The organism is Paracoccus sp. L-17, assembly GCF_056857655.1.
Map to the genome: position 1 here is coordinate 42,911 of NZ_JBSXNM010000020.1, position 11,876 is coordinate 54,786.

Consider the following 11,876-nt stretch of genomic DNA (forward strand, 5'->3'; position numbering starts at 1 on the left):
TCGTATGGGCAAAAGGGAATGATTTGGGTCGCTGCTCCGTCTCTGATCGAGAGCAACCGAAAGCTAATCATGCCGACACGCGATACCCTGGCCGGCGAAGCCGACGCCCTGAAGCGCTACGCGATCACGCTGACGCGCGACATGAGCGCGGCCGACGACCTGGTGCAGGACTGCATGGAGCGCGCTCTCCGAAAGTGGACGCTGCGGCGCGAGGGCGTGCCACTCCGGAGTTGGCTGTTCGCGATGATGCGCAATCTTCACATCGATGGCTGGAGGCGGGGACGGCGCTGGGTGACCGAGCCCCTGGACCAAGTCGCGGTGCTGCCCGCGCTTTCCCCGAACCAAGAGGATCATGTCGAGCTCAACCAGCTGCTGCGCCGGGTCCTGACGCTGCCCGAGGATCAGCGCACGGCACTCGTGCTCGTCAGCGTCGAGGGCTTCACGTATCGCGAGGCGGCCGAGACGCTCGGCGTGCCTGAGGGCACGATCCTCAGCCGGGTGAGCCGCGCCAGGGCGGCGCTGCGCGAGGCCAACGGCGACGCGTTCCCGAAACTGAGGAGCGTGAAATGAGCGGCGCGCCGACGGACATCCGCGAAGACGATCTGGTTGCCTATGTCGACGACGCACTATCACCCGATCGACGGCGCGAAGTCGAGGCCTACCTGCGGGCAAGCCCCGAGGACGCCCGACGCGTGGAAGCCGACATCGCCATCGCACGTGATCTGCGCCGGGCCTTTGCAGGTCTTGTCGCCGCTGCGCCGCCGGCCATGCCGCGGCCAACAACGCGCCCTCGCATGGCCCTCGCCTGGGCGGCGTCGGTGGCCGTCGCACTTCTGCTCGGCGGGGCGGCGGGCTGGACCCTGCGCCCGGCCGCGTCGCCCATCGCGTCCGCACCGGGCCTCGTGGCGGAGGCGCTGGCGGCGCACCGCACCTTCGTCGTGGAGGTCGCGCATCCCGTCGAGGTGACGGCGGAGAACAAGGGGCACCTGGCGACATGGCTCACCAACCGGCTCGGGCGCCCCTTCATAGTTCCGGATCTGCGGATTGCGGGACTGGCACTGATTGGCGGTCGACTCCTCCCGTCGCCAACGGAGCCGGCGGCGCAGCTGATGTACGAGGACGAAACCGGCCGGCGCATGACGCTCTATCTCAAAAGCGGCGTCGATGCCGATCCAGCCTTCCGTTTCGCCACATCGGCGACGGAGAACGCGTTCTACTGGAGTGACAGCGATTTTGCTTACGCATTGACCGGCGCCATGCCGCGCGCGCGGCTTCTGGAGGTCGCGCACCTCCTTCAGGCGCAGTTCGAAGACGCCGGCGAGCCAGCCTGAAATCACGACACCGTGACCGTTGGGCGTGGAAGGGTCCGGCGCTCCGGCCCGTCAGTCAGGTGGAACCCGTCGCACACCGCGGCGGGATACTCTCGATCCCGAAAAGGAGACATCATGCGTGCCACTGCACTTCTCGCCACCACCCTGCTCGCCGCCGCCCCGGCCCTGGCCGACACCGCCGCGGATCGCCGCGGCGATACGGCCTTCAACGACCCCTCGATCGAACACGCGCCCGCCGACGGCGTGGTGAAGCTTTACGGTGCGGGTGGGCCGCACACCGCGTTCCAGAAGGTCGCGGACGTCTGGCAGGAACGCACGGGGACAGGGGTCGAGGTGATCGCGGGGCCCGAGGCCAAGTGGACGCAGGACGCCCAGGCCGATGCCGACATCCTTTGGGGCACATCCGAGCAGTCGATGACCGCGTTCCTGCTGACCTATACGGCCTTCGATCCGGAAGGGGTCCAACCGATCTACCTGCGCCCCGCCGTGATCGCGGTGAAGGCAGGCAATCCGAAGAACATTCAAGGCTTCGACGACCTGCTGGCCGACGGCATGAAGATCGTCGTGACCGAGGGCGCCGGCGTCTACAACACCTCGGGCACCGGCACCTGGGAGGACGTCGCGGGACGTCTCGGCCGGCTCGAGGACATCGCGCGGTTCCGCGAGAACATCGTCGCCTATGCGCTCGGCTCCGGTGCCAGCTACCAGCAGTTCGGCGAGCAGGATGCCGACGCTTGGATCACCTGGCCAAACTGGCCGCTGACCAAGGACGATCTCGACATGATCGAGCTCGACCCCGACCGCGTGATCTACCGCGACATCAATGTGGTTCTTTCGCCCGATGCCGATCCGGAAGCCCAGGAATTCCTCGATTTCCTCCTGACCGAGGAGGCGCAGGAGATCATGGCGACGGAGGGGTGGCGCAGATAAGGGACGACGCGCTTTGACGAGGCAGGGACTTCGCCCTCGTGAGGATTTTTTCTTGAAGCCGCGAATAATCCTGCGCCGTCACCCGTCTCTCATCATGGGCGGCCGAGCACCGCGGAGCACGGCCGCCCTCGAAACAACGGGAGGACGACAATGACCATGATCCATAACGCCGGACGACGCCATTTCCTGATCGGCTCGGCCGGCATGGTCGGCACCGCCGCCATCGGCGCGCCGGCCTTCGCGCAGGCCGGTGACGGGGCGCTGCCCGACTATGTCGCCTGGAAGGATGCCGAGGACGTCATCGTCCATTCAAAGGAGACGATCGAGACGAAGCGCGCGGCGCAAGGTGCGGAGCTGATTACGCCTTCGGGTGAGCTCTACGTTCGCAACAACCTCCCGGCGCCGTCTGGCGATATTGTCGCTGACCGGGATAGCTGGACGGTCGAGATCGAGGGTGTCGCCAATCCCGGCAGCTTGACGGTGGGTGAGATGAAGACCCTCGGCGTCGAGACTGTGGTCTGCGTCCTGCAATGCTCGGGCAACGGCCGGGCGTTCTTCGACCACGAGGCGAGCGGCACGCAATGGTCGGTCGGAGCGGCAGGCAACGTCGTCTGGACCGGCGTTCCGGTGCGCGCCATCGTCGAGGCCATGGGCGGCGTGGCCGAGGGGATGAACTGGTTGACCGGCACCGGCGGCGAAGAGATCCCGGAGGGCCTGCCTCCCGAGACGGTGCAGGTGGAACGCTCTGTTCCGCTGGAGGCCATGGAGCGCGCGATCCTCGCGTGGGAAATGAATGGCGAGCCTGTACCGCTGGCCCATGGCGGCCCGCTGCGTCTGATCGTTCCTGGCTACTACGGCGTCAACAACGTGAAGTATCTCAAGCGGTTGGCGCTCACGTCCGAGGAATCGCCGGCCAAGATCCAGCAGACGGGCTATCGTGTGCGTCCCGTCGGCGTAAAGGGCGACCCCTCGCAGCCCTCGATGTACGAGATGAGTGTGAAGTCCTGGATCACCGGACCGCTGATGGACGCGGCCACCGGCAAGGTGCAGATCCACGGCGTTGCCATGGGTGGCGTCAGTGACCTGGAACAGGTCGAGGTCTCGACCGATGACGGCCAAAGCTGGACCCAGGCGCAGCTCCTCGGGCCCGAGCTTGGACCTTATGCCTGGCGACCCTTCGTGCTGATCGCCGACCTTCCGGCAGGCACCCACACCTTGGCCAGCCGCGCCACCGCGAAGGACGGCCTGTCGCAGCCCGAGGATTTCCCGCCGAACGAACGTGGCTATGGCCACAACGGTTGGCGCGGCCACGCCGTCGACGTCACCGTTTCCTGACACAGCCCGGCCGGCGGTCTCTTACGCCGGCCCAACCATCTTCCCGGAGTCTTCTTCATGCACACCCGACCAACGCTCTTTGCGGGCGCCGTTTTCTTTGTGTCACTGGCGGCGAGTCCCGCAGCCGCCGAAGCCGATCTCGAAGCCGGCCGCACGATCTTCAATGAGACCGCGCAGCCGCCTTGCGCGATCTGCCACACGCTTGCCGACGCCGAAGCCGAAGGCGAGATCGGTCCCAACCTCGACGAGTTCAAGCCGACCGCCGATCAGGTCCGCGCCGCCGTTACCGGCGGGATCGGCGTCATGCCGGCTTTCGAGGAAATTCTGAGCACCGAGGAAATCGAGGCTGTTTCACTATATGTCGCAAAGGTCACCGGGGGCACGGCCGCCGACGAGGATGCAGACGCGCAGTAGATAAGTTCGTGATCAGGCCGCTGGGACCAGTAAATCATGCCGAGGGCGGCTCTGCGCCGCGGCTCCGAGCGCGTTCCCAGCGGCAAAGTTCCTCCCGATCCGGGGCCTCGCTCGGGCCGGTCTGCACCCTCTAGGTCGGAAAGTGCACCGGCGGGAGCGGCTCCCGTTAGTGCGGCGCCTGTGAAGCGCCGGGTTCTGACCTACTATCCGCAGCCCAGATCAGCCGATACAGGGTCCCGCGGCTCGCGCAGCCTCCGAAAGCGCGGCCACCACTTCGCCACCCGTCTCCTTTCGCGTCACCAAGCTGAGATACGCGGCGATGGCGTCGAACTTGTTCTGGTCCATGCGAGTGGCAATCACGGCATGATGCAGCCCGTCGGACGTGGTCCAGGACGCGCTCCGATAACCGTCGGGGCGCGGCATCGCATCAAGCCCGTCGCGTGCCCGGAAGTAGGTGAGCCTGCAGCCGTTCGCTCCAGTGTAGTGCGTCAAGCTGCCGTCTTCGAACGTCCTGAAGGCCACCGGCGCCAGATTGGCGGCCGCGAGGTCGGGAACGCCGACGCCGGATACCGTCGCCGCGCGCCGAACGTTTGCCGCGTCGACGGCGAAGCTCTCGGCCGCCAGCTCGCGGTGGATGTCATACGGCGTCTCACGGGTGAACTGACCGGAACCGAAGACTATCGCCACCGCCAGCCCTGCAGCGACCGCGCCGCCGATCCACCACCTCGCCACATGCCGGTTCCGATTGGCGGGGGAGCTTGCCGAGGTTGCCGGATATGTCTCCTTCAGCGCTGGCCGCAGCGCGCCGAGGCTGCCGGAGATTTCCCTGACGCTGTCAAGCGCCGCGGCGAGCGCCGGCTCCTGGCCGAGGCGCGCTTCGAAGGCACGGCGCTCCTCCTGTCCCAGCTCGCCGTCGTGGTGGGCGTTGACAAGCTCCCAGTCCCGTTCGCTCAGCCCGCTCATGTCCTGCGCTCTACCTTTTCCACGACCTGCCCGGATCCATCGACCAACTCCAGCAGGGCCTTCCGGGCGCGGCTGATCCGGCTCATCACCGTCCCGACCGGCACGGCCATCACCTCGGCGGCCTCCGCGTATTTCAACCCCATGATGTCCACAAGGCAGAGCACCTCGCGTGTCTCAGGCGGAAGCTTTCCGAATGCCAGCCGGATCAGGACGTCCCGCGGCGCATCCGATGCACCCGCTTCATTCGATAGACGTCTCTCGGCCGCCAGATATTCCCGCCGCACGCGTCTTTTCCTGAGCTCGTCATAGTGCAGGTTCCGGATGACTCGAAACATCCACGGTCGGAGCTCATTGAGGCGCGAGGGCCGGTTGCCGCTCCGCAGAGCGCGCTCGACCGCGTCCTGAACCAGATCCTCCGCATCGTCGCGCATGCCGCAGATCGCGGTGGCGTAAGCCCGCAGTTCGGGAAGCAGAAGCTCTATGTCTGAAACGCTGGCCATGAGGCTTTAACATAGCCGGTCCGGTCGGTCGACAAAAGCTCACCTGTGCCGGCTCGAATAGCGAAGCTACCAAGAAAAAAGCCACACAACGATGAGTAAGCCGCACCTTCCCTCAATGCCAACCTCCGCACCTTCAGCCTGGTCGCCGATGGTCTCTCCGAGGACGGCAATCCTTCGCTGCGCTACATCACCCTTTTCCGCGAAGGAGCCAACCAGCACAAATTGCCTGAGCGCCGGATCGAAAATCCGGACGCCGTGCGGCACGCCGAGCTCATGCATCACTTTGTGCAGGCGCGTAATTGATCCTGCATCGCGGCGTAGTCGCTCAGCATCTCTGCAATCGCCGAGTATTTCGGCAGCAAAGCCAGTTCCTCGGCTGCCCGAGCCTGAAACTGATGGCTATACTCTAACACCGGGGGGCAGACGATTGCGATGCGCGGCTCAGAACCGACCGTTGCGCAGCCGGTCAGCGAGATCGCTGCGATCGCGAGGGCGGCGAGCCGCCGCTTCCAGCATCCGGCGTCGGACATCATCGGCATTCTCCATTGTTTCAAGGCGTTCGGCGAGGCGTCCCGCGCGCTCGCCGGACCGCCGAAGCGAAAGCAGGAAGAGGAGCACGGCGACCGCGATGGCTCCGTAGCGCAGCGCCGCCCGCATCCAGGGGCTGGCGGCTATTGCGCCGAGCAAGGTGGCAATCATCGCCGCCTCCGCTTCCAGTCGTCGAGGCGGGCGTAGATCGTGACCGCGATGCCGCCGAGCGCCACGGCGATGAACACCCAGCGCAGGGTGTCGAGATACGGCACCAGCGGCAGGATGGCGGTCTGGGTCTCGGTCAGGACGCTCTGCGCGACCTCCACGCCGGCCGCGCCGAGCGTCGCGACACCCGCCGCGCCGCCGCCCTTCATGGTGCGGCTGTCGGCGAGCACTTCGCGCGCGGGCGGCGTCTCCGCTGCGAATGCGGTCTCCCGGACCGGGAACCGCTCGCCCCATTGTCGCGCGGGCCCGAGATCGACATGCATGAACCCCGAGCGCGGGTAGAAGCCGAAGCCGAGGAACCCGACCTCGCGCGCCGCGGCCTCGAAGGCCACCGGGTCGTGGTTCGCCATGGCGATATCGAAGGCGGCGCCCTCGAGGTGTTTCGACCGGGTAGCACCGCCGACAGCGCGGTTGTGCTCGGGGCTGCGATAGGCGGAACGCACGATCAGTGGCTTGCCCAGCCGGTCGCGGAGCGCCTGCAGCTTGTCGAGCGCGGGTTCGTTGACGAGCAGCTTGCCGGTGCCCCTGCATGCGATTTCGGCCGGGCTGAAATTCGGCCAGTGCCAGGTGCTCTCCGGTACATCACGCCAATGGCGGTGGAAGGTCGTGGTCATGGGGTCCTCCAGAAACGAGTTTCCGGCCCCTCGCAGGGCTCGGTGCGTTCGCCGTTCGGGAAGGTCCACTGGACCTTCTCGTCTGCCTTTCAGGCAGACCACGGCTCACCCCGCCACGAGGGCGGGTCATTGCGGGCTGATGAATGGGGATGGGGCGCGACTACGGGCTGCCGCCGAAGATCTTCAGCTTGATGGCGATGCCCGCGAGCAGCGCCAGCATGACGCCAGTGGTGATCATGCGGACGGCGGTCTGCATGGCGGTGCGGCGCACCAGGCGGATGCAGTCGACGAGCGAGCGGAGATCGCGGATGTCGAGCGCGGCCTCGTCGCCGTCGAGCCCGACATCGGCCAGCGCGCGCTTCGCGCCTTCCTCGGCCGCCCGGGTCAGGATCGCCTCGAACTCGGCGTCGGGCATGCGCACGAAGCCCTCGGATCGGGGTGGTGTCATCGGGATCCTCCTTCCGCCCCTCAACCGATCTTGCAGCCCCAGAAGGACGTGTGATCGGCGGCGAAATAGCCGTCGGCGACGCGGAAATACCCCTGCAGCTCGACGGTATCGCCCGCGGTGAGCGGGACCATGGTCTGCAGCCAGATCGCGGTGGCGAGCGAGACGTGGGTGGCGGAGATTTCGCCGAGGGAGCCACGGATTTCCGTGGTTCCGTTCAGCGCCAGCCGGCCGCGCATGCGCGCGGTCGTGCTGGCGTTCACCTTGTACATGAGCGTGGCGCCGAAGAGGTAGGTGCCGTCGACCGGGGCCACGAAGTGGTTGTTCGCGGCGTCGAAGGCCCCCTGATCGTTGTAATCCGTGTTGTTGAGACCGATCTTCGTCCAGGTCCCGACGCCGACATAGTTGTCGTAGTTGGTGTACGCCTTGAACCGAGGCAGGCGCGGCTGGTCGACGATGCCGGTGGCGTTGTCAACGTTCAGACCGTCGAAGAAGGTGCTGCCGTCGGCCGAGACCGCGAGGCGGAAGCGGTCCGAGCCGAACAGCCCCACCAGCGCCTTGGTCACGAACCCGGTCTGCAGCGTCAGGCCCAGATCGTCGCCGGCCGCCTCCTTGTTCATGGTGTAGAACAGATCGCCGGTCCCGCCCTCGGCCAAAGTTTTCGCCGTCCAGAGCGCGGCGTTCAGCTTGGCCGAGAACGGGTTAGACGCATCCGCAGTCGTGCCCAGCCCGAGCAGCGCGAGGTTCTGCAGCGATGCCGGGGTTGTCCCGACCCAGCCAGACCCGTCGTAGACCAGCAGCAGCCCCTCGTCCTCGACCCACGCTCGCCAGCCCGTTCGTGGCGGCAGGCGCAGCCAAGCGCCATCGGTCCAAAGCGCGACGTTCAGATCCCACCCCGCCCAGTCGCCCGCCGCGCCCGAGCTGACGATGTAGCGGTCGCTATCGTCGGGGCTGCCGGGCGGCGCGGTCAGATCCCTGTCGAGCACCGAGAGCTGGACGAGCCCGTCGAGGATCCGCAGCGCCTCGTTGTGGGTGACGTGCTTCTGAGCCTGCGCCGCCAGGATGTAGGGAAGCAGCAGATGGGTCGTGGCATCGGACATGGTATGGCCTTCAGAGTGTCAGCGTGACGGTCTTGGGTGCGCCCCGCCCCACGAGGGCGGAGAGCTGGGAGATGCGGACGTCGAGTGTGTCGCCGGGGCCGAGCGGCCCGCCCCAGTCGGCGGTTTGCTGGGCGGTGGTGTAGAGCGCGCTGGTGGTGGTCGCGCTCAGCACCCGTTTCACGGTCGCGCCGTCGAGGATCTCGACCTCGTAGGCTTCCAGTTCCTCTGCCAGCGGCACCTCCAGCCCGCCCCAACTGTCGGCGGCGAGCGCGCGGGATCGTCGCGTCCAGCGGATCGTCAGGTCGCCGGGCGTGCGCGGCTTGCGCCACGGCTGCTCGACATGAGCGACCGAGAACGGCCGCAGCCCCACACCCGCGGGCGTGAAGGCCTGCGCGACATAGGTCTCGTCGCTGACCGAACGGCTGGCCGGGCCGATGCGCCAGTTCCACGGGATCCCAAGGTCGGCCTCGGCGATCGGCAGCGTTGCGAGGCTGTCGTCGAGCACCACGACCCGCGCGCCTGCCGGAGCGGGATTGCCCATGGCATCCTCGGTGCCGCGCTGGCCACGCAGGAGCCGGGTCAGACGATACCGACCCGGCGCCAGCAATTCCGCTGCGCCCGCCTGCACGATCTCCCAGACGCCTGGCGCGCTCTCGATGGCGAGCGCGTTCGCCCCGCCGAACAGCGTCAGGTCCGTGACGCTTTCCAGGGTGCCGGTCAGCAGATCGACCACCAGCGCGTTGCCGAGATCGAAGCGCGACGTGGGGCCCGTGTAGAAGTCAGAGACCAGCGTGCCGAGCCGGGCGCGGCTGCCGAACGTGGTCAGCAGTTCGAAGCCATCCGTGGAGGGGCTGCGGAACACCGCCATCTCGCCGGGCCAGGGAACCGCGTGCGCTGCGACCAGCGGCCTGTGCGCCGGCTGGTCCTCGGTCAGCTGCGGCAGGTCCATCAGCACCGCCTCCGGCGCCCCGAACACCACGGCGCGCGTCAGCGACGCCGCGCGCGGATCGCCGGGCGGCAGGTCGTAGGTCGCGCGGTCCTGGCGCACCGCCTCGATGCCCCGCGCGTCGGCGTCGGCGATGGAGACGAGCCGCAGATCGACCAGCCGCCCGTCATGCTCCAGTCGGATCGCGTCGGCCGGGTCAAGCGCGAGCCGCGAGTGCGGCAGACGGAACGCCGCCGTCTCGCGCCCGACCCACGCCTCCATCAGCGCGCGGCGGCAGCGCCGCTCGGCCTCTTCGGGCGGCACGGCCATCGGGAAGGACTCGGAAGCGATGCGCGTCGTGTCCACGGTGATGCGCCGCGCCTCGACGAGGGCCGCATCGTAATCCTCGTCGGCGCGGGCGACCTGCCATTTCAGGGCCTGCGGCAGTTCGGTCTCCTGGCCACGCGTCAGCTCCAACCCGTCGCCCTCGCGGGTGGCCACCAGATCGTCGGGCCCGAGGGTGACGACCGAGGCCCGGCCGCGCATGACGAAACGGATGACGCCCTGGGTCTCGACGGCATCGAAGCCGAAATGCCGCGACAGCGTGGTGATCGAGGCGCGCGGGCTCTCCAGCGCCGTGATGGCATAGCCCTCGACCGCGCCCCAGAGGCCGGTGACGTCGATCAAGGACTCGGCCAGCCCGGCGCGCAGGCAGAGGTGCCGGACCAGCGCCGCCAGGGACACCGCGCCGAGCCGCCCGGTCAGCCAGTGCCCCAGCCGCCAGTTCGCCCCGTCCGTCCAGACGTCGGTCAGCGCCGGAAAAAACGGATACGGCCGCGCGTCCCAGGTCCAGGCGGCGCATTCCGGCACATGAACCATCCGGCCGCCGTAGACCGAGGACACCGGGTTGTTCGCGGCCTCACCCCACCAGAGATACGTCGCCTCGAGATAGGCGCGCTGGATCGCGTCATCGCGCCATCCCCGCGAGAAATGCGGCGTGAAGCTCTCCGACGACTTCGGATCGAAGAAGACGTTCGGCTGGTTCGTGCCCCGGTCGATGGCGGGACATCCGAGCTCGGTGAACCAGATCGGCTTGGACTGCGGCACCCATGCCGTCTGCGTGCTGCTCTCCACCCCACCCGGGCGGTTGTAGTGCGGGTTTGACCACCAGGCGCGCAGATCCTTGTAGCGGAAGACCCACGGCTTGGCCGCGGCGCCATCGCTGATCGGAGTGCGCACCTGCGCCGATCGATCCGCCGCGCTGGCATAGAACCAGTCGAAGCCTTCGCCGCCCGCGATGTTCGTCTGCAGATAGGCGCGGTCGTAGATCGCGGGCCAGCCTTCGGCCGCGTCGGCATGCTCGAACCCGTCGCGCCAATCCGAGAGCGGCATGTAGTTGTCGATCCCGACGAAATCGATCTCCGGATCCGCCCAGAGCGGATCGAGGTGGAAGAACACGTCACCGCTTCCATCGCCCGGCTGGTGCCCGAAATACTCCGACCAGTCCGCCGCGTATCCGATCCTGGTCCCGGGCCCGAGGATCGACCGCACATCCGCAAGGAGGTCCCGATAGGCTTGCACCGCCGGATACGTGGACGCGCCCGAGCGGATGGTGGTCAGCCCCGGCATCTCGGTGCCGATCAGGAAGGCGTCGACCCCGCCCGCCGCCGCGCAGAGATGGGCGTAGTGCAGCACCATGCGCCGCAAGCCCCAGTCGCCCGCGACGCCTGTCCAGGAGACGGTCTCGCCGGAGACGCTGAAGCTCGCGGGGGTGGCCGTGCCGAACAACGCGGCGACCTGCGCCATCGCCGTACCGGTCTTATCCACGCTGCCGGCATAGCCTGCCGCAGGCGAACAGGTGATCCGGCCGCGCCATGGAAAGGCGGGCTGGCCGGTCTCGGCGGCGTTGTCGGAATACGGGTTCGGCAGCGTGTTGCCGGACGGCACGTCCATCAGGATGAACGGATAGAAGGTCACCCGCAGCCCGCGCGCCTTCATCTCCTGGATCGCCTGCACCACGGCGAAGTCGGACGGCGTGCCGCCATAAACAGGGCGATCCTGATCGTCGCGGCTGACGAGGAAGGCGCCAGCACGGCTCACGCCATTGACCGACCAGCTGGCGGGCGTGGTCGACTTGGCCGAGACCTCGACGCCCGGCCGCACCTTGCAGGAGCCCGCGCGCAGGTCGTCGCCGAACCATGCCACGACGAGGCTGACGCTCTCCGCGGCCGGGGCCATGGCCTGCAGCCGGTCGAGCGCCACCACCATGTCGGTGGAGTCGGCCAGCGCGTTCAGGTTCTCCGCCTGCGTCGCGCCGTCGTCGGTCTTGCGGATGGCCTGCGTCGCGTAGGTGAACTCGCCCGAGGCGGGGATCATGGTGACGGCCTGCGTCAGCCCCTCGGCGGTGTCGGGGTCGGCCAGTGGCCGGAAGACCTCGAAGGAGAGTTGCGGCAGGCGGTTTCCATAGGTCAAGAGCGCCAGTTCCTCAAAGACCACGTAAGCCGTTCCGCGATAGGCAGGCGTGCTGGCCGCGCCCATCTTCACCGCGATGAACGGGTCCGGC

At 67.7% G+C, this 11,876-nt stretch carries 13 protein-coding genes; 5 read left to right on the top strand and 8 right to left on the bottom strand.

What is annotated here, in order from left to right; genetic code table 11:
• The first annotated feature begins 69 nt into the window (after nt 1-69).
• From AC13CR_RS01455 to sorU, 5 genes are all read left to right on the top strand, one after another.
• Entirely contained in the window at nt 70-570 is a 501-nt protein-coding gene (locus AC13CR_RS01455) for a sigma-70 family RNA polymerase sigma factor (RefSeq protein WP_482900747.1), read from the top strand.
• Nucleotides 567-1,331, top strand: coding sequence for an anti-sigma factor family protein (locus tag AC13CR_RS01460; RefSeq protein WP_482900748.1), 765 nt, complete (start codon nt 567-569; stop codon nt 1,329-1,331). The genes AC13CR_RS01455 and AC13CR_RS01460 overlap by 4 nt, the downstream gene beginning before the upstream one ends.
• Nucleotides 1,332-1,445: 114 nt before the next feature.
• Complete coding sequence (locus tag AC13CR_RS01465) at nt 1,446-2,261, top strand: extracellular solute-binding protein (RefSeq protein WP_482900749.1); 816 nt, start codon at nt 1,446-1,448, stop codon at nt 2,259-2,261.
• Between the two features lie 150 nt (nt 2,262-2,411).
• Entirely contained in the window at nt 2,412-3,596 is a 1,185-nt protein-coding gene (sorT, locus tag AC13CR_RS01470; RefSeq protein ID WP_482900750.1) for a SorT family sulfite dehydrogenase catalytic subunit, read from the top strand.
• A 57-nt stretch (nt 3,597-3,653) separates the two neighbouring features.
• Nucleotides 3,654-4,010 (top strand): SorU family sulfite dehydrogenase c-type cytochrome subunit, encoded by a 357-nt coding sequence (sorU, locus tag AC13CR_RS01475; protein WP_482900751.1) that lies wholly within the window; start codon nt 3,654-3,656, stop codon nt 4,008-4,010.
• Between the two features lie 219 nt (nt 4,011-4,229).
• On the opposite strand, the gene AC13CR_RS01480 is transcribed toward sorU, so the two are convergent.
• The 8 genes from AC13CR_RS01480 to AC13CR_RS01515 form a co-directional block, all read right to left on the bottom strand.
• The gene (locus AC13CR_RS01480; protein ID WP_482900752.1) at nt 4,230-4,973 is read right to left on the bottom strand and encodes an anti-sigma factor; all 744 of its coding nucleotides are present in this window, start codon (nt 4,971-4,973) and stop codon (nt 4,230-4,232) included.
• Nucleotides 4,970-5,473, bottom strand: coding sequence for an RNA polymerase sigma factor (locus tag AC13CR_RS01485; protein ID WP_482900753.1), 504 nt, complete (start codon nt 5,471-5,473; stop codon nt 4,970-4,972). Before AC13CR_RS01485 ends, AC13CR_RS01480 begins: the two co-directional genes overlap by 4 nt.
• 66 nt (nt 5,474-5,539) lie before the next feature.
• A complete protein-coding gene (locus AC13CR_RS01490; protein WP_482900754.1) occupies nt 5,540-5,752 on the bottom strand; it encodes a hypothetical protein in 213 nt (70 codons plus the stop codon).
• On the bottom strand, nt 5,752-6,006 hold the full coding sequence (locus AC13CR_RS01495) for a hypothetical protein (protein WP_482900755.1): 255 nt from the start codon (nt 6,004-6,006) through the stop codon (nt 5,752-5,754). Before AC13CR_RS01495 ends, AC13CR_RS01490 begins: the two co-directional genes overlap by 1 nt.
• Before the next feature lie 162 nt (nt 6,007-6,168).
• Entirely contained in the window at nt 6,169-6,843 is a 675-nt protein-coding gene (locus AC13CR_RS01500) for a YcbK family protein (RefSeq protein WP_482900756.1), read from the bottom strand.
• A 160-nt stretch (nt 6,844-7,003) separates the two neighbouring features.
• Entirely contained in the window at nt 7,004-7,291 is a 288-nt protein-coding gene (locus AC13CR_RS01505) for a DUF6127 family protein (protein ID WP_085378178.1), read from the bottom strand.
• Nucleotides 7,292-7,311: 20 nt separating this feature from the next.
• Entirely contained in the window at nt 7,312-8,388 is a 1,077-nt protein-coding gene (locus AC13CR_RS01510) for a DUF2793 domain-containing protein (RefSeq protein ID WP_482900757.1), read from the bottom strand.
• Between the two features lie 10 nt (nt 8,389-8,398).
• Nucleotides 8,399-11,876 (bottom strand): baseplate multidomain protein megatron (locus tag AC13CR_RS01515; protein WP_482900758.1); only part of this gene is annotated, 3,478 nt, incomplete at its 5' end.

Coding starts and splice junctions, on each gene's coding strand:
- AC13CR_RS01495 (WP_482900755.1), bottom strand. CDS start 6,006: ATGATGTCCGACGCCGGATGCTGGAAGCGGCGGCTCGCCGCCCTCGCG.
- AC13CR_RS01490 (WP_482900754.1), bottom strand. CDS start 5,752: ATGCATGAGCTCGGCGTGCCGCACGGCGTCCGGATTTTCGATCCGGCG.
- AC13CR_RS01505 (WP_085378178.1), bottom strand. CDS start 7,291: ATGACACCACCCCGATCCGAGGGCTTCGTGCGCATGCCCGACGCCGAG.
- AC13CR_RS01510 (WP_482900757.1), bottom strand. CDS start 8,388: ATGTCCGATGCCACGACCCATCTGCTGCTTCCCTACATCCTGGCGGCG.
- AC13CR_RS01480 (WP_482900752.1), bottom strand. CDS start 4,973: ATGAGCGGGCTGAGCGAACGGGACTGGGAGCTTGTCAACGCCCACCAC.
- sorU (WP_482900751.1), top strand. CDS start 3,654: ATGCACACCCGACCAACGCTCTTTGCGGGCGCCGTTTTCTTTGTGTCA.
- AC13CR_RS01485 (WP_482900753.1), bottom strand. CDS start 5,473: ATGGCCAGCGTTTCAGACATAGAGCTTCTGCTTCCCGAACTGCGGGCT.
- AC13CR_RS01460 (WP_482900748.1), top strand. CDS start 567: ATGAGCGGCGCGCCGACGGACATCCGCGAAGACGATCTGGTTGCCTAT.
- AC13CR_RS01500 (WP_482900756.1), bottom strand. CDS start 6,843: ATGACCACGACCTTCCACCGCCATTGGCGTGATGTACCGGAGAGCACC.
- AC13CR_RS01465 (WP_482900749.1), top strand. CDS start 1,446: ATGCGTGCCACTGCACTTCTCGCCACCACCCTGCTCGCCGCCGCCCCG.
- AC13CR_RS01455 (WP_482900747.1), top strand. CDS start 70: ATGCCGACACGCGATACCCTGGCCGGCGAAGCCGACGCCCTGAAGCGC.
- sorT (WP_482900750.1), top strand. CDS start 2,412: ATGACCATGATCCATAACGCCGGACGACGCCATTTCCTGATCGGCTCG.